This window comes from Enorma phocaeensis (genome assembly GCF_016901575.1).
Classification (GTDB): domain Bacteria; phylum Actinomycetota; class Coriobacteriia; order Coriobacteriales; family Coriobacteriaceae; genus Limicola; species Limicola phocaeensis_A.
Window position 1 is genome coordinate 20233 of record NZ_JACJKQ010000018.1, and the last position, 24741, is coordinate 44973.

At 60.5% G+C, this 24741-nt stretch carries 20 protein-coding genes; 5 read left to right on the forward strand and 15 right to left on the reverse strand.

Features of this window, described 5'->3' with window-relative positions:
• Positions 1–433: 433 nt before the first annotated feature.
• The 9 genes from H6A15_RS08540 to H6A15_RS08580 all read right to left on the reverse strand — a co-directional run bounded on the left by H6A15_RS08540 (position 434) and on the right by H6A15_RS08580 (position 10557).
• Positions 434–2122 (reverse strand): CapA family protein, encoded by a 1689-nt coding sequence (locus tag H6A15_RS08540; RefSeq protein WP_204673332.1) that lies wholly within the window; start codon positions 2120–2122, stop codon positions 434–436.
• Between the two features lie 252 nt (positions 2123–2374).
• Complete coding sequence (locus H6A15_RS08545; RefSeq protein WP_204673333.1) at positions 2375–3259, reverse strand: aldose 1-epimerase family protein; 885 nt, start codon at positions 3257–3259, stop codon at positions 2375–2377.
• Between the two features lie 136 nt (positions 3260–3395).
• Positions 3396–3728, reverse strand: coding sequence for a hypothetical protein (locus H6A15_RS08550; protein WP_204673334.1), 333 nt, complete (start codon positions 3726–3728; stop codon positions 3396–3398).
• Positions 3729–3904: 176 nt separating this feature from the next.
• Entirely contained in the window at positions 3905–4843 is a 939-nt protein-coding gene (locus tag H6A15_RS08555) for an isopentenyl-diphosphate Delta-isomerase (protein WP_204673335.1), read from the reverse strand.
• 160 nt (positions 4844–5003) lie between these two features.
• Positions 5004–6470 (reverse strand): UbiD family decarboxylase, encoded by a 1467-nt coding sequence (locus tag H6A15_RS08560; protein WP_204673336.1) that lies wholly within the window; start codon positions 6468–6470, stop codon positions 5004–5006.
• Positions 6471–6626: 156 nt separating this feature from the next.
• Positions 6627–7199 carry a UbiX family flavin prenyltransferase gene (locus H6A15_RS08565; RefSeq protein ID WP_204673337.1) on the reverse strand — a complete coding sequence of 191 codons (573 nt, stop codon included), beginning with the start codon at positions 7197–7199 and terminating at the stop codon, positions 6627–6629.
• A 140-nt stretch (positions 7200–7339) separates the two neighbouring features.
• On the reverse strand, positions 7340–8713 hold the full coding sequence (locus H6A15_RS08570) for an SLC13 family permease (RefSeq protein WP_204673338.1): 1374 nt from the start codon (positions 8711–8713) through the stop codon (positions 7340–7342).
• 148 nt (positions 8714–8861) lie between these two features.
• A complete protein-coding gene (locus H6A15_RS08575; RefSeq protein WP_204673339.1) occupies positions 8862–9068 on the reverse strand; it encodes a non-oxidative hydroxyarylic acid decarboxylases subunit D in 207 nt (68 codons plus the stop codon).
• A 46-nt stretch (positions 9069–9114) separates the two neighbouring features.
• On the reverse strand, positions 9115–10557 hold the full coding sequence (locus H6A15_RS08580) for a non-oxidative hydroxyarylic acid decarboxylases subunit C (RefSeq protein WP_204673340.1): 1443 nt from the start codon (positions 10555–10557) through the stop codon (positions 9115–9117).
• A 204-nt stretch (positions 10558–10761) separates the two neighbouring features.
• Here H6A15_RS08580 and H6A15_RS08585 point away from each other — a divergent pair, with 204 nt between their 5' ends.
• Positions 10762–11736 carry a LysR family transcriptional regulator gene (locus tag H6A15_RS08585; protein WP_204673341.1) on the forward strand — a complete coding sequence of 325 codons (975 nt, stop codon included), beginning with the start codon at positions 10762–10764 and terminating at the stop codon, positions 11734–11736.
• Between the two features lie 439 nt (positions 11737–12175).
• On the opposite strand, the gene H6A15_RS08590 is transcribed toward H6A15_RS08585, so the two are convergent.
• The 4 genes from H6A15_RS08590 to H6A15_RS08605 form a co-directional block, all read right to left on the reverse strand.
• Positions 12176–12931: an amino acid ABC transporter ATP-binding protein gene (locus H6A15_RS08590; protein ID WP_275060847.1), complete on the reverse strand. Its 756-nt coding sequence runs from the start codon at positions 12929–12931 to the stop codon at positions 12176–12178.
• Positions 12932–12934: 3 nt separating this feature from the next.
• Positions 12935–14152 carry an amino acid ABC transporter permease gene (locus H6A15_RS08595; protein WP_204673342.1) on the reverse strand — a complete coding sequence of 406 codons (1218 nt, stop codon included), beginning with the start codon at positions 14150–14152 and terminating at the stop codon, positions 12935–12937.
• Between the two features lie 100 nt (positions 14153–14252).
• Positions 14253–15197 (reverse strand): transporter substrate-binding domain-containing protein, encoded by a 945-nt coding sequence (locus H6A15_RS08600; protein ID WP_204673343.1) that lies wholly within the window; start codon positions 15195–15197, stop codon positions 14253–14255.
• 193 nt (positions 15198–15390) lie between these two features.
• Positions 15391–16965: an SLC13 family permease gene (locus tag H6A15_RS08605; RefSeq protein ID WP_204673344.1), complete on the reverse strand. Its 1575-nt coding sequence runs from the start codon at positions 16963–16965 to the stop codon at positions 15391–15393.
• 707 nt (positions 16966–17672) lie between these two features.
• Between H6A15_RS08605 and H6A15_RS08610 the strand changes: the two genes are divergently transcribed.
• From H6A15_RS08610 to H6A15_RS08620, 4 genes are read left to right on the forward strand one after another with little or no spacing between them, the layout of a single operon-like run.
• Positions 17673–20756: a type I restriction endonuclease subunit R gene (locus tag H6A15_RS08610; RefSeq protein ID WP_204673345.1), complete on the forward strand. Its 3084-nt coding sequence runs from the start codon at positions 17673–17675 to the stop codon at positions 20754–20756.
• Between the two features lie 9 nt (positions 20757–20765).
• The gene (locus H6A15_RS08615) at positions 20766–22292 is read left to right on the forward strand and encodes a type I restriction-modification system subunit M (protein ID WP_204673346.1); all 1527 of its coding nucleotides are present in this window, start codon (positions 20766–20768) and stop codon (positions 22290–22292) included.
• A complete protein-coding gene (locus tag H6A15_RS10745) occupies positions 22293–22727 on the forward strand; it encodes a hypothetical protein (protein WP_428840705.1) in 435 nt (144 codons plus the stop codon).
• 6 nt (positions 22728–22733) lie between these two features.
• Positions 22734–23915: a restriction endonuclease subunit S gene (locus H6A15_RS08620; protein WP_204673347.1), complete on the forward strand. Its 1182-nt coding sequence runs from the start codon at positions 22734–22736 to the stop codon at positions 23913–23915.
• Here the strand turns inward: H6A15_RS08620 and H6A15_RS08625 are convergent.
• Positions 23887–24357: a restriction endonuclease subunit S gene (locus H6A15_RS08625; RefSeq protein ID WP_204673348.1), complete on the reverse strand. Its 471-nt coding sequence runs from the start codon at positions 24355–24357 to the stop codon at positions 23887–23889. The two genes, H6A15_RS08620 and H6A15_RS08625, sit on opposite strands and share 29 nt — an antisense overlap.
• On the reverse strand, positions 24354–24741 hold a 388-nt coding region (locus H6A15_RS08630), incomplete at its 5' end, for a tyrosine-type recombinase/integrase (RefSeq protein ID WP_204673349.1). The genes H6A15_RS08630 and H6A15_RS08625, both read right to left, overlap by 4 nt.

The window sequence follows — 24741 nt, forward strand, 5'->3', positions numbered from 1 at the left end:
AAATCCACGGATACCACCCGCCGGCCCGCCACCGGCCCGTCGGCCATCGTCCCGGCAGCCATCACTCCGCTGGCGCGCGCTCCACCGGCCAGCGTCCCGCCCGACAATCACCCCACGGCCCGTTGCCCCACGGCCCACCGCTCCACGGTCCATCTCCCCGCGGTCCTTCACCCAACGGCCCGTCGTCCCACGGCCCATCTCCCCGCGATCCACCGCCCCACCGATCTTCTGATGCATTTTGGACGCATCTGAGAGACTTCTTGTGCAGAATGGACGATAAGGGGCTGAAAACGGGCGCTTAGCGGCCGTTCTGCATAAGAAGATTCCGCAAGCGTCCATTCTGCACAAGAAAATGCCTACCAGGGGCTGTCCTCGAGAACCGCCCGCCAGGAACCGCCTGCCCGAGGCTGCCTTCGGAAGCCGAGCGCGGCGGCTACATATCGATGGCGAAGTCCTCTCCGATGACCTGCCTGGTAAGATCTTGCATCCAGGCATAGGGATCGTCGAGCCCTGCGAGGAGCTCGTTGGAGCGGGCCTGCTCCTCGGTGTAGTCGGAGAGCTGATAGACGGTATCGACCCCATCCTGCCAGTGTTCGATGAGCGGGTGCCAGACGACGTTCTCGACCGAGACCTTTCGGCCCGCCTCCTTGGCGGCGTCGGCGTCGAGCCGCACGAAATCGCAGCTCATCATGCCCGACAGCACGCACTCGGGCTTATCGTGATATCCGCTCCACACATCTCCGAGACCATAGACCACAAGGGTTTTGCCACCGGCGCCCTCAAGCCATTCCATCGGCTGGATCACATGGGCGTGGCTTCCCACCACCACATCGACGCCGGCATCGGCAAGCTCCTGGGCCCAGGCGCGCTGGGCCTCATCCGGGGCATGGTCGTACTCCGTTCCCCAATGCATATAGACCACCACCGCATCGGCAACCTCATGCGCACGGGCGACCTCTTGCTGCATGGCCTCTTTCACATAGGGCACGGCATAGTAGTCGTTTGGCAAATCCTCCTGGTCGTATCCGTTTTGCCCGTAGGAGTATGCGAGAAACGCGATGCGCACGCCGTTACGCTCGACCATACGCACGCGCGCACGCTCCTCGGCGCTGGCGAAGCTTCCGATCGCAATGAGGGCATCGGCCTTTCCCGCCCACACCCCATGAGAATGCTGGACCGCCGGCTCACCGGTATCGTAGGTGTGGTTCGAATTGATCGATACGACGTCCCAGCCCGCCGCTGCGATAGCGTCCGCCATCGAGTCGGGAGTGTTGAAGCTGGGATACCCGTTGTATCCATACCGGTCCGGACCGCCCAGCGTGGTCTCCTGGTTGATGAACGAGATGTCATACGATTGCACCGCATCGCGGATGCCGTCGTAGAACGCATTGAAATCGTACTGGTCGTCGCCCACGTCGCCCGCGGCAGCATCAGCGAGCTCGAGCAGGTTTGCGTTGGCGATGTTGTCGCCGACGGCAGAGAAGCTGACGCGGCCCTCGCCGCTTGCGGTGGCAGACCCCGCGCCCAGGACCACGGCGTCGGGCGCCTGCGCTCGCAGCGAAGCCTGATCGGGAGGGACCGCGATGCCGCGTGCAAGCCCCCGCCCCAAGGCAGTCGCCGGCGCAGCGGCATCACCGCCGCCCGCCAAGATCGCGGGAGGCGTGAGGCCGTTTTGGACAAGCGTGCCCACGCCCCATAACGCCAAAACGACAGCCACCACTCCCAAAGCGTAGGGAACCGCCTTGATGGCGCCCGCGCGAGCGGCGCGCCTGCGCGACCCCCTGCGGCCGCGGCTGATATATCCAAGGGAGGCGTTGTGCTGGATCTTCGAGCCGATTACCCTGCTTTTGCCAGGGCCCATGCGGCGAGAGCTCTTGGCGAGGCGCTCGCTCACCGTCGGGTATCCGTAGCGTCGCCGATTGACATGTTGCTGGGCACGCCGGGGCGTCGGTCGCTGCCCGCCCAGACGAGCCGATGCCCCGCCGCGATTCTGCGAAGCAGATGATGCCGCCGAGCCGATGCGCGGGACGTCTGCCCGCGACGGCTTTTTTCCTCGAGCGCGCGACGCGCCCCCTGCCCCCACGGGTGCCTTTCGCCCCTTTCCCGGTGCCTGAGCAGCCATGGCTCTCCTATCCCCCAGCGCCGGCCAACCAACGGCCGCGCTCGTTTGTCCCCCTTCGGCGCCTACTGTAGCGCATCCGCCGCCGCTGCGCCCCCACGCGTCGGCGAGGCGGCTCGGAGCGACGGCGGATGCCCGCCTGTCATATGCAACATCTGAAACGAAGCGGTTGCCCCGCCCATATGAGACCAGCCAACGTCAGGCTCCGCCCTTCCATGCAGGCGGAGCGCACGCATCTCTGGCGGGCGCTTTTCCCTACAGCAACGTTACCGAGAAAGAGCGCTCGTCAACCGCGCCCGGGGCAAGCACCGTGATGTCGCGCTTGTGCTCGAAGACGTCGTCCTCGCTTGTCAAGGTGGCGTGGCCCGTCCACGGCTCAAGGGCAACAAAGGGGGCGTCGCCGGCAGCAGACCAGACACCCAGATACTTGAAGCCCTCGAAGTCGACGCGCACCCCGTGCCCGCTCTTCGAACCGCGCAGGGTCACCGTGCTTGCAGGAACGTCCTCGAGCATCACGGTGTCATAGCGGAAAAGATCACGTGAGAGCGGCAGTCGGTCAGAATCCTTCAGCAGCGGATTCATGACATCGTAGGTGAGCAAGCCCCCATCGGTGATGGTGGCGGAGTCAAAGGTCCACGGCTCTGCAAATTCGAGCGCATAGTCCTCAAACGCCTCGTCCCCGGCGCCGGGCGCCGGCACGTTGAAGGCAGGATGGCCGCCCACGGAGAACGGCAACTCGACTGCGCCGGTGTTCTCGACCCTGAACGCCTGCGTGAAAGCGCCGTCCCCCGAGATCGCATAGGTCATGTTGAGCTTAAAGGCGTACGGATAGTCGGCGCGCGTCTCGGGCGAATCGACCAGCTCGAAGGTCACCGAGGAATCGTCCTGGCGCACAACGGCGTGCTCATAGTTGCGTGCAAGGCCGTGGCGGCCGAGCTTGACGGGACCCTGCTGCGAGACCGCTTGATCGCCGCGGATGGAGCCCACGATGGGAAAGAGCACGGGCGCATGGCGGTTCCACCAGCGGGGATCGGCCTGCCACAGGTACTCGCGCCCGTCGCGCGCAAGACTGGTGAGCTGGGCGCCGAGCGTGTCGATGCGGGCTGCGACGCCGCCGTTTTGGATCGTGATGATTGACATGGGAGCTCCTTGCGACGTAAGGCCTATGGGCGACGGAAAAACCGCCTCCCTTATCGTACCCAAGCGACGCCGCCGCGTGGCACCGCACGGCAAAACGGAGCGGCGTCCCCGCCGCACGCATCTCGGGAACCGCCGGCTACTTAGGGCAGCAAAACTCGATGAGCAGGTCGTCCTTACGAGCAAAGAGCACATCCTGCTTCACGCCCGGCGCAGGCTCGTCCTCGAAGGGGCCGAGCACGACCTCGTCGCACCACGCCGCCGCGGCATCGAGGTCGTCGGTTGTCAGCGCGACATGCGTGGTGGACTTCATCATCTCGGGCGCAGGCGATCCGTCCTCAAAGAAGAGGTACTCGATTCCGTCCGGCGAAAGCGCCGGATCGGAGATCCACAGCTTCATGGGCGGCGCATAGCGCATCCCGCCCAGATGACGGGTCGTGGGAATGCCGGTGTGTGCATACGAGAGCTTCATGGCTCCCCCCTTCGTTGTGTCGTCGCGCCGCCCGCAGAAGCGCCCGCCGGAACGCCGTCAAGCCAAGCACGCCCCGACGGCCGTCGACCATGGCGTCCCCGATGTCGCGCATATTCCCGCCAGACAGCGCCGTCGCATACGGATAACTGATACGGATAACTGATGCCGAGCGGCTCCTAGATGCTTGAGACGTAACGCTCCAGGCCGGCGCGAACCTCGGGGTCTTCGAGCGCGAGGCGGGTCCAAGGAGCAAGTTGCTCGGGCCGCCCCGCAAGGTACCCCTCGAGCTCTGGAAGCGACACGCGGCGAACCTCGGACACCTCCTCTTCGTTCACGCGCATGTCGGCCGGCATGCGTCCCACGAACACGCCGCACCACTCGCATTCGCAGCGGCCGTCGCCATGGTCCTCGCGATAGATGACATGTCCGAGTTGAGTAAGCTCCGTCGTCGTCCCGATCTCTTCCGACAGCCGGCGCTCGGCGGCAACCCGCAAGTCCTCACCGACGTGAGGATGCCCGGCGCATGTGTCGGCGAGCACACCTCCCCACAGGCGCTTCATGGGGCTGCGGCGGCACAGGACCAGGCGAGGCACGGACCGGTCGCCCTCGACCAGCAGCGTACAGAACGCTTGGTGCAAGATCCCCTCGCCCTCATGAGCCGCGAGACGGTCGACGGGGCCGATGGGGTCGCCGGAACGCGAGACGGCAACCACCTGGTCCTCGTCGTCCCAGCGGGCCCGCTCGATGGCGCGGGAGCGCTCGACCACCGCCCGAGCGACGTCGCGCGCAGTCTCCACCAGGCGCGCAATGTCCTCCTTCGTTGCATGGTCGATGTGTATCCCGCACGTCACGCTCACGGGCACCTTCAGCTCGGTGGCGACCGCGGCGGCGATGTCGTGCGCGGGCACCTCGTCTCGATGGCACGGGACCGCCAGGATGCTCACCGTTGCCGTGCGGTCCGGCTCGGGCCTCGGGATCGCCTGCGCGGTCGCTCCAACATGGGCAGCTCCCGGCGCAGCCGACCCGACGGCAACCGTGATTCCACGGCCGGTATCGACCATGGTCACCTCAAGCTTGAACGCCCCCTCGCCCACGCAGAAGGTCCGCGTCTCCATGTTGCCCTCCTTTACACAACGTGCCCGGCAGCCACGCCGCCGGGCACGTGCTCACACGTACCGTATTAGCAAGTATCGGGGGTATAGCGACTCTACACGCAAGCGTCACAGCACGCGCCGCGCCCCAACACATGCGAACTCACGTCCCAGCGCCTCGCCCTTAGGCGTCCGTCCAATGCTTCGGGTCGACATCTTTGAACTTTGAGCGCTGGAAGCGGTGCTTCTGGTCGAACGGCACCGTGCAGTCAAAGATGGTCTTGCAAGCGATTCCGTGGTCGCGGATGGACGGGTCACACGTGGGGTCGTTCGACGGGTCGAGCGGATGGCAGCGCACGCCGGGAATGGTGATGACGTCGGTGTCTGCCTGGAAGCGGGTGTTCATGGCCCAGATGACGTCGCCGATGTCGAACGGGTCGACGTCCTCATCGACCAGCCACACGTGCTTGAGCTCGGGGAACGCCGAGAAAGCCAGGAGCGCCGCCTGGCGCTGACGGCCCTCGTCCGAGGGGATGGTCTTCTTGAACTGAATCACGGCCATATACTTGCCGCCGCCCGGCGACGCCGCGTAAACGTTCTGGACCTTGCCGGGAAGAGCGCGCTCGACCATGGTGAGGATGGACGCCTCGGTGGGGATGCCCGCCATGGAGACATGCTCCTCGGAGGGGCCGATCACCGTCTGCATGATGGGATTCTTGCGCGTGGTGACCGCCTTGACCTTGATGACGGGGAGCGCTGCCTGCGCGCCGCCGGTATACCCCGGGAACTCGGGCATGGCCTTGCCCGAATCGGTATTCTGGTCCTCCCGGACGCGCACGTCCGGCAGGAGCTCGCCCTCGATGACGTACTCGGCGTTGGCGATGCACTTCTCATCGATGGTGAGGCACTGGGCCAGCTTCACCGCCTCGCCGCGGATGGCGCCGGCGCATCCAAGCTCGTCGTAGCCGAGCGGCGTTGTGGGCGGCTCGAAGCACGCGGCGATCTCGATGGCGGGGTCCACGCCGATGGAGATCGAGATGGGCAGGGGCTTTCCCGCCGCCTCCGCCTTCTCGCGGAAGACGGTGAGGTGGCGGGCGCCGGGGACGAAGTACATAGAGATCTCGTCTTTGCTCTGCAGGCAGAGACGGTGGATGGTGATGTCCGTGTCGCCGTTCTCGGGGTCGGTCGCATAGCACATGCCCATCGTGATATAGGGGCCCGCGTCCTCCTCGGTGTTGGTGGGGGCGGGGATGAGCTTGCGAATGTCGAAGTCGGGGTCGTCGGCCTTGTAGACGACTTCCTGGCACGGCGCGGGCTCATCGGTGACGACCGGCGCGATGGGCGCGTTCACGGCATCCTTGAGCATGAAGCCCAGCTTCTTGGGATCGCAGTCAAGCAGGTATCCCACGCGCTTGCGGCTGGCAAGGAGGCCGATGACGACGCGCGCGCCGGGATGCCCCTTCACGTTGTTGAAGATCATCGCGGGACCCTCTTTGGTGGGACGCATGACGGTGCCGCCGGCGCCGACATGGCGATAGACGCCCGAGAGCTCGGCCAACGGCTCGACCTCTACGTCGGTTTCGACCAATTGCCCAGGAATCTCTTGCAAAAGCTCGAGTGCGCTCCGGAGGTCGTTTACTTTAGTAGACATGATGCTCCTCCTTTTTGATCAAAGCGTTCGGTCCTATGCGGGGCTGCTGGCATACGCCGAGGAGGACGGATGTGCAGCACGCCGCTTCCGCATGGGGAGGCGTGGAAGGATGCCAGGCCGGCTGGGGGGGTAGGATGGGTCGTAGCCGCGCCTCGATTATTCGACACCCTCCCACGCATGGAACTTCGTGGGCTCGATCCCAAATTGGCGTAGGACCTTACCCACCACATGGTTTATCTGGTCTTCAATGGTCACAGGCCCGTTGTAGAACGTAAGCATGGGAGGAACGAGGACGCATCCCGCGTCTGCGGCAGAAAGCATGTTGCGCACGTGAATCTTCCCCAGCGGCATCTCGCGCGGCACAAGCACCACGCGACGCCCCTCCTTAAGACACACATCGGCCGCACGCGACACCAGATTGTCGGCATATCCGTTCGCAATGGAAGACAGCGTCTTCATCGAGCACGGCATGACCACCATGCCGTCGGTCACATAGGAGCCGCTCGAGATAGACGCCGCGAGGTTATGCGCGTCATGCACCACGTCGGCGAGCTCATAGAGCTCTTCGATAGGCGTGGCGCATTCCAGCTCCCACGTCTTTTTGGCGCCGTCGCTTACCACCAAGTGGGTCTCGACATGCTCGACGGCCGCAAGCGCCCGCATGAGGTACAGCGCCAGCTGCACTCCGGTAGCCCCGCTGACACCGACGATAATCCGCTGCTTGCCCATTTGCTCCCCTTTCGGCGTCGACCTTGCCGCCCGCTGGCCCGGCAGATGCACTCGAACCAGACGCGGAGCAAGGCGGGCGGCGCTTGAGCCAAGCATTCCGCGCAGCAGCCGCACCGCCTTCGCCATTTCTTTCTGCTACATCACACCAAACCGATGATGCCGAACCACACGACCATGAGCCAACCCACGATAAAGAGCACCGGAATGAGCGCGATGCCGAGCTTCAGAGTCTCTTTCTGGGTGTAGTTGCCCGTATCGGGACTTGCTCCAACAAGCGTATTGAGGTGCTGGAACGGGAAGAGGTAGTGCGCAGCAACCGCCATATAGCAGATCATCGTTGCGGCCATGGGGTCGATGCCCAAAGGCTCCGCAAATGCCAGGATCGCCGGCACCGCTACGCCCATGACGGCGATGACAGAGCCGAGCAGCATATGAATCACGAAAGACAGAGCAACGATGATAGCAGCGATGAGGAACATGTTGTCGGGGACAGACGTCGGCATGAACGAGGCAATCCATGCGTTCATTCCGGTGTCAGCGCCCACGTGACCGATTGCCATCGCGGCGGTCAGGAATACGAGCACGTGGATGGGGACGGCACTCCAATCCTTGGCGGCGTTCAGGTCGCCAATGATAGGCATGCTCATGAGCATGCCTACCGCAAACGTAACCCAACCGATATCGATGCCATGAATCGACTCGGTAAACCAAAGCACGATAGCGATGACTACCCACACGATGGTCTTGATTTCAACCTTGCTCATCTTTCCCATATCAGCAAGCTTGCCGTGGATAGCATCCTTATCGACCGTGTAATCCTTCTCCGGGCGATACAGCAGCAAGAACAGTACCAACGTAATGATGCTCATGATGATGGCGGGAACGCCCATGACCTGCAGCCAGGTTATGAAGTCGGCTCCGCCGGCATAGGAGGCGGCGAGCGGGTTGATGACGGCGTCGCCTGTGATGAAGATCAGCGAGCAGGGCACCGACGCCGCAAACACGGCAAAGCCAATCTTGACGGCATCCGCTTTTGAAATGCCCGAACTCTGGATAATGACGGCCATCACCGCCATGATCAAGAAGGCGCGAGGCCATGGATGCGGAATGAGCAGCGACAGGATTGCCGTAAGCACGAAAATGCCGATGATGATGCTCTTGAAACCTGTAACAAAACGCAGCATGTAGTTGTAGGCGATACGTTCGCCCAAACCAGAGGTCTTCACTGCGTTGGCAATGAGGTAGGCACCGATCACCAGCCACATAGTGGTGCCCGTCCACGCATAGAATATCTCTGCTGGCTCATCTAACTGGAAGATACACATAAGCGCAAGCAAAACGCCCGCTGTGTATCCGTTCTGGGCAATCTGCAGAGCCCACCAGATAACCGTCATGAGGGTAAAGGCGAGCATAAGCTTCGCCTTACCTTCGATGCCCGGCAATGGAGCAAACCACACAATCAGGGCAACAATGATGCCAGCGAGAAAGCCTATCTCTCGTTTGGTCACCTTCATTGAGTCCCCCTTTCAGTCACTGGAATGCAAGACGATGCCGTTGATGACTGGGAACGCAAAGAGCGTGGCCGGACCCGACCTTAGGAAAGACCGAGCCCGGCCCGTCTAATAGCACGTTTCCCTCGCCGTCATCTCGGCAGGGCGCCCCTTACGCCTCGAGCGGCGGAACGGGCGGGATGACCTGAAGATTGGCAATCTTCTCGTCGGTCAGCTTGAACACATCATCGACGTGCGGATTCTCGGTCGAACGCCAGGAATAGAAGCACACGTCGCACTGATACATCTCCCACGCCCCCTCGACAGGCGACGTAGCGATAGTCGAAATCTCTTCATGACCACAACGCGGGCATTGCATGAGTCATTCCTCCTTTTTGATACGCCTGCTTGATGACGTACGTCTCTTACTTGGCTGCCATAAGGTCGGCGATGATCTTGGTGTACTCGGCCGTCTTGACAGGATCCTTAAGCAGCTCGACGGAACGCTTGTTGGGCTCGGGGTCGACCGGCGTGGTGGCGTCGATGATCAGCTTCGCGGTGATGCCGGGAATCTCTTCGGTTGGGTTGAGCGGCATGCCGGCGCAGTTGGGAACCACCTTGACGTCCTTGTCCGGACGGACGCGCGTGGAGAGCGCCCACATGACCTGGTCGAGGTCAAACGGGTCGACCACGTCGTCGACGACGATGACCACATGGCAGTACGGCATGCCGTGCGGGGTGGAGAGCAGGCGGAAGGCGGCACCGGTCGCCTGGCCGCCGTAGCGCGGCTTCATGGAGATGATCTCCGCCATGCCATGGGTGTACATGGCGTTCACGGCGACGATCTCGGGGAAGTCGGTCTTGAGCTGCTTGTAGATGGGCACCGAGGTGTTGAGCGCCATGAGGTAGTCGATCTCGGACCAAGGCATGCCCAGATACAGATTCTCGAAGATGGGGTTGGTGCGATAGGTCACATGGGTGATCTTTGCCTCGCACTGCAGGCGTGCGCCAGAGTAGGATCCGGGGAACTCGCCGAACGGCCCCTCGCAGGTGCGGACGCGCGGCACGATATGGCCTTCGAGCACGACCTCGGCGCCGGCGGGGACATAGAGATGGTCATAGAGGTCAGACTTGACGATGTCTGCCGGCACGCCGCCGTTGAGCGCGCCCACGAACTCATACTCGTTCTGCGTGTACGAGATGGGCGTGGAGGCCATGAAGGTCACGAGCGGCGCGTTGCCCAGGGTGATGCACACCGGGAACGGCTCGTTCTTCTTCTCGGCTTCCCACAGCTGCTTGGCGATGTCGTGCATGGCCAGGCACTGCATGCCGATGCGATCCTTGCCCTTGACCTGGATACGATAGGTTCCGACATTGGTCTTATCGAAGTTGTCAGGCTCGGAGGGATCGCCCGTAATGATGGACGCCTTCGAGATGAAGCAGCCGGCGTCCTGCTCGTTGATGCGATAGAGCGGCAGAAGCTCAAAGAGGTTGATCTCGCCCTCTTCCAGCGTGTTCTCCTTGCAGGGAGCATCCTCGCGCGACACGATGTTGGGCTTGACCGGGAAAAGATCCCAGCGACGATTGAGCTCGAAGAACTGCTCCTTGGTGGAGGTGTTCTTGGGCATGCCCATCATGAGGGCATGGTTTGCCCAGGAGCCATGGACGTTGGTGACGACGCTCTGCCCCTTGGGATAGCCCTTGATGTGGTCGAACATGACGGCGGGGCCGTTTGGAAGGCGGCTTGCCGCGCGGCCGGCCGCACCGATTTCGGTATCGGGGTCGACCTCCTTCGTCACGTGGACGAGCTGGCCCTCCTCCTCAAGCACCTCAAGGAACGAGCGCAGGTCTTGATACACCTTTGGCATGGAGACTCCTTTCCGCAAAGTCCGAATCTGCCTTGGTGCCATCTTGCTGCGAAAAATCCACATATCTCGTTCGTTGATTGCACGGCGTCTTTCCATAATGGAAACGTGAAGTCCTCAGCTGCAGTTATTCGTTTTTCGCAAGTCGATACGCGAATATCGAAATAAACCGCAGGTCAATTGACGATAGATTCAAGGAGAACCCGTATGGATGGAAAGCAGCAGTGGAGTACTTGGGGCTACTTTGATCATGCAGAGTATGCAAAGGAGGCGGCCGTGGACTTCCGCAAGCTTGAAGCCTTTCTCACGGTCGCTAACACTGGCAAGTTTGTGACCGCTGCGGAAAAGCTATTCATTTCGCAATCATCACTTTCGAAACAGATGGCCCAACTTGAGCGCGAACTCGACGTAAAGCTTTTTAAGAAGACGCGTAACGGCGTCGAGCTCACTCAGGCAGGTCGCGATTTCTACACCTACGCCAGAAAGGCGGTGCCAGACTATCAGCACGAGCTGTCTCGATTGAAAATGTACAAGAAGGATGCTCTGTATACGCTTACCGTCGGAGCTTTGCCGCTTTCGGACGAGTATGGTTTTGCAGATTCGTTCAGCTCATATTGGGTACGCAACACTTCGGTACAAATACAGTTTGTTGAACGAAACCAGACCGACCTTTTGGATAAGCTCAAGCGCAACAAAGTTGAGATTGCCCTGGCAAGAACCGATTTCCTTGACGAGGGATGGTTCTCTTATCGTCCCATCGTACAAGATGACCTGGTACTGGTCTGTCCTTCGTCTAGCCCCCTCGCCAAAAAGACGAGCGTCTCTGTGGGGGAGCTTCGTAACGAGCAGTTTATCTTGTTGGAAAGTCAGTCTGAAGTTACCAGGATGTTCTTAGAGGCCTGCAGCCGCTGTGGCTACCACCCCAACGCGCCACTCAGTCATACTCGTCACCGCATGATTTTAAAGGCGGTTCAGCGTCGCATGGGGGTCTCCGTGTTATCCCGGCGCCTCGTTTCCACCTATCATGCCGACGACATCATGTATCTACCGTTTGATCCGCCGCTGGTCTCGACCATAGGCTTCGTCTGGCTGCGCGATGAACAACCCTCGAAAATCGCTCAAGATTTCATGGACTTCGTCTGCAGCGACTTCAACCACAAGCTCAAAGAAGAAGAGCGCTAGCGCCGAATCGCTGCCATCGCTACGGGCGTCACTAGGGAGACGCCGATTACCGAGCCGACGCGGCCCCGAGGCCCTCTCGCGAGCGCCTTTTCGCGTGCCCGGGCCGGTTCCGCCCGAGGCCGCCGCGCCGGCGGACGCCCGGGAGACGGCGGCCGCCGACGGAGGGGTGAGCGCGGGCGGTCTCCGGGCCGCCATCGGCTCATGAATCATCGACTTATAGAGCGCGGCGCATTGCTGCAAAGCCCAGGCAACCAAAAGCATCGAGATTCCCTGGATGTGCGGCTGGCGATCAAACGCGGGGCGCGCCCGTCTCGCAATCAGGCGCGCCACGCGGTTCGCTCGCGACATGGTTCGACCGTCAATAACGCCCGAAACCACACTTCTCTGAAATCAAGGGCGCTACGCCCCTTAGGCAGAGCGCCCGAATCACCCCATGGCCCTAGTCGCTCAGGTAGCGAGACAAGAACTCTCGCGTACGCTGCTGCTTGGGCGCGGTGAACATATCCTTTGGCGCGCCCTTCTCGGCGATGACGCCACGGTCCATAAAGACGACCTCGTCGGAAACGTTCTTGGCGAAGGCCATCTCGTGCGTGACCACAACCATCGTCATGCCGTCGGCGGCGAGCTTGCGCATGACCTCGAGGACCTCGCCGACGATCTCGGGGTCGAGGGCGCTCGTGGGCTCGTCGAACAGCATGATTTCAGGCTTCATGCACAGCGCGCGAGCAATGGCCACACGCTGCTTCTGGCCACCAGAAAGGTTGCTGACATTTGCGTGGGCGAAGTCGGCAAGGCCCACGGACTCCAGATGCCCCATGGCGACGCGCTCGGCCTCTGATTTGCTCATCTTCTTGAGCGTCACAGGTGCGAGCGTGCAGTTGTCGAGCACGTTCATATTGTTGAACAGGTTGAATCCCTGGAACACCATGCCGATCTTTTCGCGCAGGCTGTTCACGTCGACGTGCTCGGCGGCGAGATCGGCGCCGTGGAACCACACATGTCCCGCATCAGGCGTCTCAAGCAGGTTGATGCAGCGCAGCAGCGTAGACTTGCCGGAACCGGACGCGCCGATGATGGTGACCACCTGTCCGGGCATGATGTCGAGATTGATGTCTCGCAGCACCTCAAGGCTTCCAAAGGATTTGCGCAGGCCCTCGATTCGCACCATGGGCTCGGTTGCAGTGTTGTGTGCCATGGGTTACTCCTCGACCTTGATGGGCTGATCGGACGTGCCCAGCACAGGTCCGGGCTTCACATCAAAACGCGTGGCAAACTTGCCCAGCAGCCACGATGCCAGCATGGTCAAGAACAGGTACACCACTGTGGTGATGAGCGCCGTCTGGAACTGCTGATAGTAGATGCCCGCCACAGTCGTGGTGGCAAACATCAGATCGAAGGTGCCGATGACCGAGAGCACCGACGAATCCTTGATATTGATGACAAGCTCGTTGGAAAGGCCCGGGATTGCATACTTGATGCCCTGAGGAAAGACGACCTTGCGCATGGCCTGCCACTGCGAGAGACCAAGGGAACGGGCTGCCTCGAGCTGCCCGGCATCGACCGATTCAATGCCGCCGCGCAGCACCTCCATCATGTAGGCAGTGGAATTGAGCGTGATGGTAACAAGGCCTGCCAAAAAGGTGGTCCAGATGCCGTTGATCTGTGTCGTGGTGAGACTCGTCATGCGGAACAAGCCAAAGATGCCATAATAAAGCACCATGGCTTGGACCATCATCGGCGTGCCGCGCACCACCGTGCTGTAGGCCTTCGCAAAACCTGCGCCCACCTTTTTCCAAAAGCGAACAAAGTCGTTATCGGGCCGGTCGACGGTCTGGATGCGCGCGAAGACGAGCAGCAGCGCCAGGAAAAAGGCGATGACGGTGCCAAACACCGCGAGCTCCACCGTGGTGATGAATCCCGTCAGAAACGTCTGACGCCCCTGGTAGAGGATGTAGCACATGCTCTCAAGCATGGGCTCGGGACGGCGCGGATTCTCCTGCGACGCCGCGGCAACAGCCACAGACCATGCCGAGGCGACGCCCATGACCACGCGGTCGACAACCAACACGAGCACAATCGCCCACACCACATAGGATGCATAGCGCAGCACGCGGCGCACCGCAGGTCGCGTAAATGGAGAGACCTCGGCATAGGTGCGCCACTTAGCCAGCTTGAACACCAGGGCGATCGCGCTCACGACCAACCAGGCCACAAGCAGGTAATACATGACCACCTCAACCGTAAACGCCTGGGCAAGAAAGCTCATGGCAGGTCGCGGCTGGCTTGAAAGCAGCATGCCGAGAAACGCCACCGCGCTCGTGCCAAGCAGCACGTAGCGATGGTCATCGAGCACGAACGAGGCAAGCCTGCCGCGCCGCCTCGGCGCGTCCTGCTTCCCTGTGAGTGCGGAGTCCATTGATTCTCCTTCTTGTTATAGATACGGATACGGGCGCACGCCGGATATGGCGCGCGCCCCTGCGTCCTGGTACGTTATTGCACGCATGCGACCGCAAGCTTTATGCAGGCTGGCGATCCATGCACTCATTCCACATCTGCTGGCGATCGTCCTCAGAGATGCCGTCGATGGCCTCGTTGATCGCATCCACGATCGACTGGTCGGTGCCAAGGGCAACCGCTGCGTTGTCAGGCATCTCGGAACCCTCGAACTTGTCGGTCATCTGCAGCTCCACGAAGTCAGGATAGGTCTCGAGCAGCTTGGGCACCGACAGCATTGAGTAGGTGATGACATCGGAGGTGCCGCTGGACAGGCTCTCCACCACGGCCGGCACGGTCTCCGCCGGAGTCATATGGTTGACGTCGGCAACCTCGGCAATCTGATCGATAACGTCGTTGTACATCGTGGCGGCCTGGCCCATGATCGAAGCGCCGGCGAGGTCGGCAAAGGTTGTGGCGCTTGCGTAGGGCGAGTCCTTGCGGGTGACCATAGAGATGTCGTCGTCGATATAGGAATTGCAGAAGATCGCAGAGTCCTCACGGTCGGGCGTCACGGACATGCCGGCACAAATGATGTCGATCTGGCCGTTGTTGAGCATGTCGATGAGCGCCGTGAAGTCGCACTTCACGGCAACGGCCTCCATGCCGAGCGCATCGGCGATGACCTTGGCCGCCTGGACGTCGTAACCATCGGCGTAGGCACCGTCGACGTTCTCGATGGGAATGGTATAGTCAGACGCCTCGCTGACCTGCCAGTTATAGGGAGCATAGGCGGCTTCCATACCCACGCGCAGCGTCGTGCCGTCGCCGAGCGTGCCGGAGCCCTCTGAAGAGTCGCTCTCGGCAGAACCCTCGTCGGCAGTTCCAGAATCCTGAGCAGCGGGGCCGCATCCGGCAAGGAACATCATCCCTCCCGCACTAAACGCCGTGATTCCCGAGAGCTTGAGAAAATCGCGGCGGGAGCATGCTCCCATAAGAGGGCGATTTGCAGCAGATCGCTTCGTCATGATGGTTCCTTCCGGTGTGTTTTGTTCAATACCCCTTCCGTGTGACGCAACCGGAGGGGACCCATTCCCCTCCCCCTTGCAACTTAATGCGAGAAAGTTACGCACACAATGTGGCAGCATAGCGCTCTGGAGCACCGGATGCCACTAACAAGCAGGAAAAACAGCGTAAGAAACATGTGGGAAACGAACTGGCCTACCTCGGCTCGATGGCGTTGACAACAACTTCCTGGAGATAGGGGTCGCTGCTAAAAAGCAAATCAGAGGCTCGATCGGTCGCCACCATGTCATCGCGTATCTCGATATAGGTATATGCTCCACCCGTCTGGAGGTCGACGATCTCGCTCGCCTCGTCCAACGAGTAATAGTCAGACGGATCGGATGAGTTGCGCATATAGGCGTCGCCGATGATATAGGCCCAGCGATTTGCCCACACGACGGCATATTTGCCCCCACCGAGCGGGACGCTGCCCATGCATGACGTGGCAATGTCGCCCATCACCTGCGAGGGGCCGTCTTGCACGGTGATGGTGCAGATATCGAGCCTGCGATATTCCGAAGACCTGACGGTCACGCTGTCGCCTTCGACGTCGGCCTCGACGCGCCCGTCCCAATAGGCAGGCAGATACAGCTCGAAAGAGTCCGCAACTACATGGCGGGCTTCTTCGGCAGCCTTGCGAGCCGCCTCCTGCCGAGCAGCTTCGGCAGCTCTGACGGCGTCGTCGCGACGCTTTTCGGCAGCCGTGCGCAACGCCTGAGCATCCGGCGCACCTTCGGAAGCGTCGTCCGCCGCATAGCGCCAGGCCGCATCGATCTGGTCGTCTGTCACCTCGGCCGCCGCAACGGGAGCAAGCGAGAAGGAGCATGCGGGCAACTCGCCCGCAGCGGCATCCTCGGCAACAAACGAGAGGTGCTGCGACGCGCCGTCTATCGTGTAGACCGTCCCGTCGGCAGCAATGGGCGACGCGGCTATGGAAACGTCGTACTCCCCCTGAACAAGCAGCAGTCCCAGCACCATGGTGGCGAGCAAGGCCACCAGCATGGGGACGCTCATGTACAAAAACCAATCGATGAAGCCCGGGTTGGCGCCGCCTGCCTCGGCGCTGTACTGCGCAACGAGCGGGTTCAGCGTGGAGTCGCCGGTGAGAAAGAAGGTCGACGCCGCAGGAGCCGCGGCAAACACCAAGAAGCCGAGCTTTGCCTTGTCATCATCACCATAGTTGGCTGACGACGCGATCACCGACACCACGGCGAGAATCAGAAAGGCGCGCGGGAAGGGATGCGGGATCAGAAGCGACAAGATGAGCGTCAACGCAAAGATCGAGATGACGAGGCTCTTGTAGCCTTTCACAAAACGGAGCATAAACGCATAGGCGATGCGCTCGCCAAGGCCGGAGTCCTTGACGGCCGAGGCGATGAGGTAGACTCCGATGACGAGCCACATGGTCGCCTTGGTCCAAGAGCTAAATGTGCTCGCAACGGTCGCAGACAGGCTTGGGCTGCCGGCGTCATCGGTGCACACCTGAAAGAGGATGAGCAGCACGCAGTACAGCACGCCCACATATCCGGGCTGCGCCACGCCGCAGGCCCACCACACCACCGTTCCCAGCGTGAGCGCCAAACACGTTTGGCCCCCTTCAGAAAGCGCGGTCTCGCTGAGGCCGCCAAGCGGCAGAAACTTTACCAGCAAAAAGACGATGATGCCGGCGATGAAGCCGATTTCGCGCTTCCCGATGCGACGCGGCGCCGCGGCCCCAACAGCTTGTGCCATATTCCCCACTCCTTCCCATACGTGCGGCACGCGCGATGCGGTGCCCTCTCGCTCGCCGCCGCCCTGACAAGCGTCTGGACGATGCGGCGTTGTACTGACGCCGTCGATGGTGGGATGTGTTGTCGGAACACAGTCAAGAATCTTTTGCCTGCCGCGCCGTTCACGGGCAAAAAGCGACCGCCCGCACGATGCCGCGCTGGCACGCTGCTTGCCGAGGCGCGATCGAGCGTATGGCCACGCCGCCGTTTGGGTCCTCGCGATGGTGGCGTTTTGACCCTTTTTGCCGCGGCCGCAGGCGGCGATGCCGAGGCGAGAGAAAATGAGACGAAACGACCCCGTCCCCAATCAACCACCTAGAAAGGCGCGCCGATGCACCGCATTCTCTTTATCTGCCACGGCAACATCTGCCTCAGGAACTAGAACGCCAGATAAATGATGGTTTATTGACAGCTCGAGAGGTTCCATACTCCAGTTTTACACCACAGGGTGCTTCGCAAACGATAGAGGGGCCAAGAGATGGAACTCTCGGCCCCTCTCTTTATCAAACGGTGCGGTTAATGAGTTCCCATCTCCTACAGTGACCCATCGACCATTCGGCCCATCTTCAGTCGCAGGGGCTCTATCTAGTTCACCAAAAAATGGCTGATGATAGAATAACGCCTGTTAGTCGTCGTTGACGACATGGCGAAGCTACCTGAGGTATCAGCATGAAGCACGCTTACATAGAATACGACTCATCGCGAATCAATGAAGACTGGTTCGAGCAGGTTGTCGTCGAACACCTCGTCGACAACCTCGGATACGAGCATCTTTATGGGCCGGACGTCCGCCGCTCCTCAGATGACTACCGTGATGTGTTCCTGCCCGACGTATTGCCCGACGCTCTGGCGCGAATCAACAAGGGGCTCCCCTCCGCCGCAATCGATGAGGCCATCCTCAAGATTTCGAACGTCGAGGGCGGTACGTTGGAGCAGCGCAACGAGACCTTCAACGACTATCTCCAGTCGGGCGTCGAGGTGCGCTACTTCGACGGCGAGCAGGACCGGGACGAGATCGTTCGCCTGCTTGACTTCGACGACCCCGGCAACAACGACTTCCATGTCGTAAACCAGTGGACGTTCGTCGAGTACTCCGAGAAGCGTCCTGACGTCATCGTGTTCGTCAACGGCATGCCACTCGTCATGTTCGAACTCAAGTCACCATCGCGCGAGGAGACGGATGCGTCTGACGCCTACAAGCAGCTCCGTCAGTACATGCGCCAGATCCCCGGCATGTTCGTCCCCAACGTCTTCTGCGTCATGAGTGACATGTCCGAGACACGGGTGGGCACCATCACGGCGGACGAGGACCGCTTCGTGGCCTGGAAATCCGTGGACGGGGACTACTCCGAGACCAAGGCCGCGACGTGGAAGACGATGCTCGACGGCATGCTTCCCAAGGAGCGGCTGCTCGACATAGTCCGCAACTTCGTGTGTTTCAACGACTCCAACGACAGGATTGTCAAGATCCTCGCCGCCTACCACCAGTACTTCGGCGTGCGCAAGGCCATCGAGCGGGCCACGAAGGCCGTTGAGGGCGACGGTAAGATCGGCGTGTTCTGGCACACACAGGGTTCCGGCAAGTCCCTCTCCATGGTCTTCTTCGCACACCTGCTCCAGAGCAGGCTCGACAGTCCGACCATCGTGGTCATCACGGACCGCAACGACCTCGACGACCAGCTCTACGGCCAGTTCGGGCGCTGCTCCGCGTTCCTCCGCCAGACACCGGTCCAGGCGGAGAGCCGCAAGGACCTCAAGGACCTGCTTGAGGGGCGCGAGGCAAACGGCATCATCTTCACCACCATGCAGAAGTTTACCGACGGCGATGAGCCCCTGTGCGACCGCAGCAACGTCGTCGTAATGGTCGACGAGGCCCATCGCGGCCAGTACGGCCTCACCGAGAGGATGGACGCCTCCGGCAAGGTCAGCGTGGGCGCTGCCCGCGTGGTACGCAAGGCGCTTCCCAACGCCTCCTACATCGGGTTCACCGGCACACCCATCGCGCTGGAGGACCGTAACACCAGAGAGATATTCGGCGACTACATCGACGTCTATGACATGACCCAGTCGGTCGAGGACGAGTCGACGAAGCCCGTCTACTACGAGAGCCGCGTGGTGGCGCTCCACCTCGACGAGAACGCGCTCGGGCGCATCGATGACGCGTACCGCGAGTTCGCCAACCAAGCCGACGAGGCGACCGTGCAAAAGTCCAAGCACGACCTGGGCGGGCTGGACGCCATCTTCGATACTCCGGAGACCATCGATGCTCTGTGCAGAGACATCGTCGAGCACTACGAGGAGAACCGCGCCGACGTGCTGGCAGGCAAGGCGCTCATCGTGGCGTACAGCCGCCCCATCGCGATGAAGATCTACAAGCGAATCATGGAGCTGCGCCCCGGCTGGAAGGACAAGGTCGGCGTCGTGATGACGATGTCCAACCAGGACCCCGAGGAGTGGTTCGAGGTCTGCGGCGGCTCCAAGCACAAGAAGGACATGGAGCAGCGCTTCAAGAACGATGACGACCCGCTCAAGATCGCCATCGTCGTGGACATGTGGCTCACCGGCTTCGATGTGCCGAGTCTGTCCACCATGTACGTCTTCAAGCCCATGAAGGGCTATAACCTCATGCAGGCCATAGCCCGTGTGAACCGCGTCTGCCGAGGCAAGGAGGGCGGTCTGGTCGTCGACTACATCGGCATCGCCCGCGCCCTCAAGCAAGCCATGAAGGACTATACCAACCGCGACCAGTCAAACTACGGCAACATGGACGTCGCCGCGACGGCCTACCCAAAGTTCCTGGAGAAGCTCGACGTGTGCCGCGACCTCATGTACGGCTTCGACTACCGCAAGCTCATCTTCACAGACAAGAAGGCCGAGCTCGCGAGCGCCATCGCGGAGGGCGTCGACTGGCTGCTCGAACCCAAGCGGCAGGACGACGCAGAGGAGTTCCTCAAGCAGTGCCAACTCATGAACCAGGCCCTCAGCCTGTGCAAGAGCCTGGTCTCGCACGAGGACCAGCACGAGGCGGCGTACCTCTCGGTCCTGCGCGTCCAGGTGCTGAGGCTCACGGGGCGCAAATCCGGGGGTTCGGGAGGCATGACCTACGCGGAGTTCAACAAGCAGGTGACCGAGATCCTGCAACAGACCGTCCATGCGGACGGGGTTCTCAACCTCTTCGACAACCAGGACGTCGAGATCTCCCTCTTCGACGAGGCGTTCCTCGCCGAGGTCGCCAACATGAAGGAGAAGAACGTCGCCGTCGAGAGTCTGAAGCGCCTCATCAAGGAGCGCGTGCGGGCCTACCAGCGCACGAGCGTGGTCAAGGCCCAGAAGTTCAGCGACATGCTCCAGGGCACGCTCAACTCCTACCTCAACGGCATGCTCACCAACGCCGAAGTCATCGAGGAGCTCGTCAAGATGGCCAAGGACATGATGAGGGACAGGACCGACGCCGAGAAGCTCGGACTGAACGACGAGGAGATGGCCTTCTACGACGCCATAACCAAGCCCGAGGCGGTCAAGGACTTCTACGACAACGACCAGCTCGTGTCCATCACACGGGAGCTCACCGAGACCCTGCAGAGGAGCGCCACGATAGACTGGCAGAAGAAGGAGAGCGCCCGTGCGGGCATGCGCCGCGCGATCAAGCGCCTCCTGCGCAAGTACAAGTACCCGCCCGAGGGCGTCGATGACGCCATGGAGACGGTCATGGAGCAGTGCGAGCTCTGGGCCGACACGAAGATCTACGAATAGGAGCTGCGTATGGCACGCAAGAAGAAGGATAACACCGCCGAGATCGGCTTCGAGCAGCAGATCTGGAGCGCTGCCGACAAGCTGCGCGGCAATATCGATGCCTCCGAGTACAAGAACGTCGTGCTCGGTCTCATCTTCCTCAAGTACATCTCCGACAAGTTCGACCAGCGCCACCAGGAGCTTGTCGACGAGGGAGAGGGCTTCGAGGAGGATCGCGACGAGTATACGGCGGAGAACATCTTCTTCGTGCCGGAAAGCGCCCGCTGGAAAACCATCGCCGCCGCCGCGCACACCCCCGAGGTGGGCAAGGTCATCGACGAGGCCATGCGCCAGATCGAGGCGGAGAACGACAAGCTCAAGAACATCCTCCCCAAGAACTTCGCCCGCCAGGAGCTGGACAAGCGCCGCCTGGGCGAGGTCGTGGACCTCTTCACCAACGTGCAGATGGCAGAGAAGGGCGACACGCGCGACATCCTGGGACGCACCTACGAGTACTGCCTCTCCAAGTTCGCGGAGGCAGAGGGCAAGAATGCGGGCGAGTTCTACACGCCCGCCTGCGTTGTCAGGACGCTCGTCGAGGTCATCGAGCCCTACCATGGTCGCGTCTACGATCCCTGCTGTGGTTCGGGCGGCATGTTCGTTCAGTCGGCGGAATTCGTGAAGCGCCACCAGGGCAACATCGACGACCTGTCGATCTACGGCCAGGAGAGCAACCCCACCACGTGGAAGATGGCAACCATGAACCTTGCCATCAGGGGCATCGATGCGGACCTGGGCAAGCAGAACGCCGACACGTTCTTCAACGACCTACACCGCACGGAGAAGTTCGACTTCATCCTCGCCAACCCGCCCTTCAACCTCTCTGACTGGGGCGGCGACAAGCTCAAGGAGGACCCGCGCTGGGAATATGGCGTCCCGCCCGAGGGCAACGCGAACTTCGCTTGGGTCCAGCACATGGTGCACCACCTCAACCGTACCGGCCGCATGGGCATGGTACTCGCCAACGGCTCGCTCTCCAGCCAGACGAACAACGAGGGCGAGATAAGGGCACGGCTCATCGAAGCCGATCTGATTGAGGGCATCATCGCCATGCCCGACAAGCTCTTCTACAGTACGGGTATCCCGGTAAGCCTGTGGATCATCACCAAGAAGAAGGCCCAGCCCGGAAAGACCCTGTTCATCGACGCCCGCAACATGGGCACCATGGTGTCACGCAAGCTCCGCGAGTTCACTGAGGAGGACATCGCCAAGGTCGCCGGGGCGTTCGACGCGTTCCGCGAGGGAACGCTCGAAGAGGAAAAGGGTTTCTCCGCCATTGCCTCCATCGAGGACATCAAGAAGCAGGACCACATCATCACGCCCGGTCGCTACGTTGGCATTCCCGACGCCGAGGACGACGGCGAGCCCTTCGAGGAGAAGATGGCGCGGCTGACCGGCGAGATCGCCAAGTGCTTCGAGGAGTCCAACCGCCTGCAGGAGCAGATCAAGAGGAACCTAGAAGCGATTGGATATGGGATTCTTGGGGAGCGTGATTAGTTGCTTACGGTTGCATTACGATATGCTGAAAACTTCGCGCCCCCCTGCGGAACGATTGCGGCACATCAAGAGCTAATCGATCAATACGGCTTCGTCTGGTACGGGAAGCTCGGGGCCCCGGTATCCGCTGCCGTTTCACGCGAACTTCTTGAGCAGGATTCCCCCCGGGTCCTGCTTATCCACAGCGGCTCCACAGATAGGTTTTGGGCACATATCTCAGATATATCCCGTGAGCTGCCGGAGCGGAGGTATGTCCCCCCGTATTATCGCGACAAGGTCGGCGACTTCCACTGTTGGCTAAAGGTTGAGAAGCTCGTTGCCGCACCGCGCAATGTGATGGCAAGGTGCTTCGTTAGATCATCCGGAAAACCGCTATCCGTCGCCTCAAGGCACAGTATGAGCCCTTACTTTATTGTTGACTACACTGAGGAGTGATAGCTAGTGTACGAACAGGCCAGCATCTCTGATATTGCCGACGTTGTCACTGGAAAGACTCCGTCAACTAAGGACTCCGGATTGTGGGAGCCCGACATCCCATTCATCACTCCGAAAGACTTGCAGACAACGAAACACATCGCCACTACGGACAGACACGTTTCCAACGCAGTGAAAGACAGGTATTCCAAGCAGGTTGTTCCTGCTGGTTCAGTATGCGTTTCTTGCATTGGCAACCTTGGATACGTCGGTGTGACTGAGGTTACCTCACTGACGAATCAGCAGATCAACACCATCGTGCCCAATGATCCATGCGACTCAGACTACCTGTACTATGCCATGAGGTGGTTATGGCCCTATTTCAAACATCTGGAGGGGCAATCGACCACCTTGTCAATTATCAATAAAAGCCAGTTCAAGCGTACTTCGATTCCCTGGCCGAATCAAAGATTGCGGCAAAGGATCTCTGATATTCTCAATCGTTTCGACGACATGATCGAGCTTAATCTGCGCACAAATGATTATTTGGCTGAGCTTCTCGACGTATTGTTCGTGGATATGCTCAACGATGCCGACGCAAGCTGGGAGCGACTCTCGCTCTTAGATATCGCAAGCTATAAGAACGGCCTCGCGATGCAGAAGTTCCGCCCCGCTCCAGGTGATCCCGGCTTGCCAGTGCTTAAAATCAAGGAGCTCGGACAGGGGGTTTGCACACCGGATTCCGAACGCTGTGCGAGTACGATAGACGAGAGCGTCAAAATCCATGACGGCAATCTCGTCTTCTCGTGGTCTGGAACGCTTCTGCTGGATTTTTGGGCAGGAGGCGACGCCGGACTCAACCAGCATCTATTCAAGGTCACCTCAGACAGGTATCCGAGCTGGCTTTACTATCTTTGGACAAAGCATCATATGGACAGATTTATCATGCTGGCAAAAGATCGCGCCACGACCATGGGGCACATCAAACGCAGTGCGCTGGCAGAATCCGAAGTCCTCATTCCGCCCGTAGAACAGCTAGAAGTCCTTACGCGAAGAATGCAGCCCATCGTTGACGAGCTGGTTGTAAACAAGATTCAGTCGCGCAATCTGGCAGGCCTTCGCGATGTCCTGCTCCCCAAGCTCATGTCGGGCGAAATTGACGTCTCAAACGTCAGGCTTTCTACGCTGCCAAATAATCATTTAGTTTAGTGTTAGCGTTGATTTTTGAGTCAATGGTTCCAAGTAGTTGAGAAACTCGCTTCTGTTCGTCGAGAGGTGGCAGGCAGACTTCCTGTTTGGAAAGGGTTTTTACCGAAATGCCAGGTTGGGCGGATTGCGCAGACAGACGCCCGAGATTTTGGATTGAAAGGAGGTAGGAAAGGTAGCGAGTGTCATTCTCATCGTTTGCGCAAACAACGACCGCGTGTTCAGTCATATATGCTTTACCCGAGTGATACCTCACGTTTCCGCAGGCCGCGCCCTGGCGTCCTATGACTGCGCATTCTCCATCGAAGTTGTAGCTGTCGGTATACCCGCGGAGTCCATTACCGCCAATAACCGGGTAGACTCCAATCGGGTTTATATTCTCAGCACGAATCGATTTCCCGCTGCTGAGACGTGAGCAGACGCTGCCGAGTTCTCGCTTAATCATTCTAGATACCTTCTGTGCGAGGCCTTTACGTTGCTTTGGTTCACCATGGCGTAGTGCATGGTGGTGTCTATTCTCGCATGGCCGAGGAGCTTTTGCACCTGCTCGATGGGCATACCTTTGTCGATGGCGTGCGTTGCGAGCGTTCGCCGGAACTTGTGCGGATGTACCCTATCGATTCTCGATCGCTTGCCGAGATTTCGCAGACGCGACTCCACGCCGCCGATGCTCATCCGCTGTCCGTCTCCTCTCAGGGCCACGAAAAGGGCGGGGCTGTCGTCATTCCTGGAGCGCAGGTATTCCGTTAGATGCAGCTTGGTCCGCGCGTCGAAGTAGACAGGACGCTGCTTGTTGCCCTTGCCGGTGACAACGCATTCCCGTTCCTGC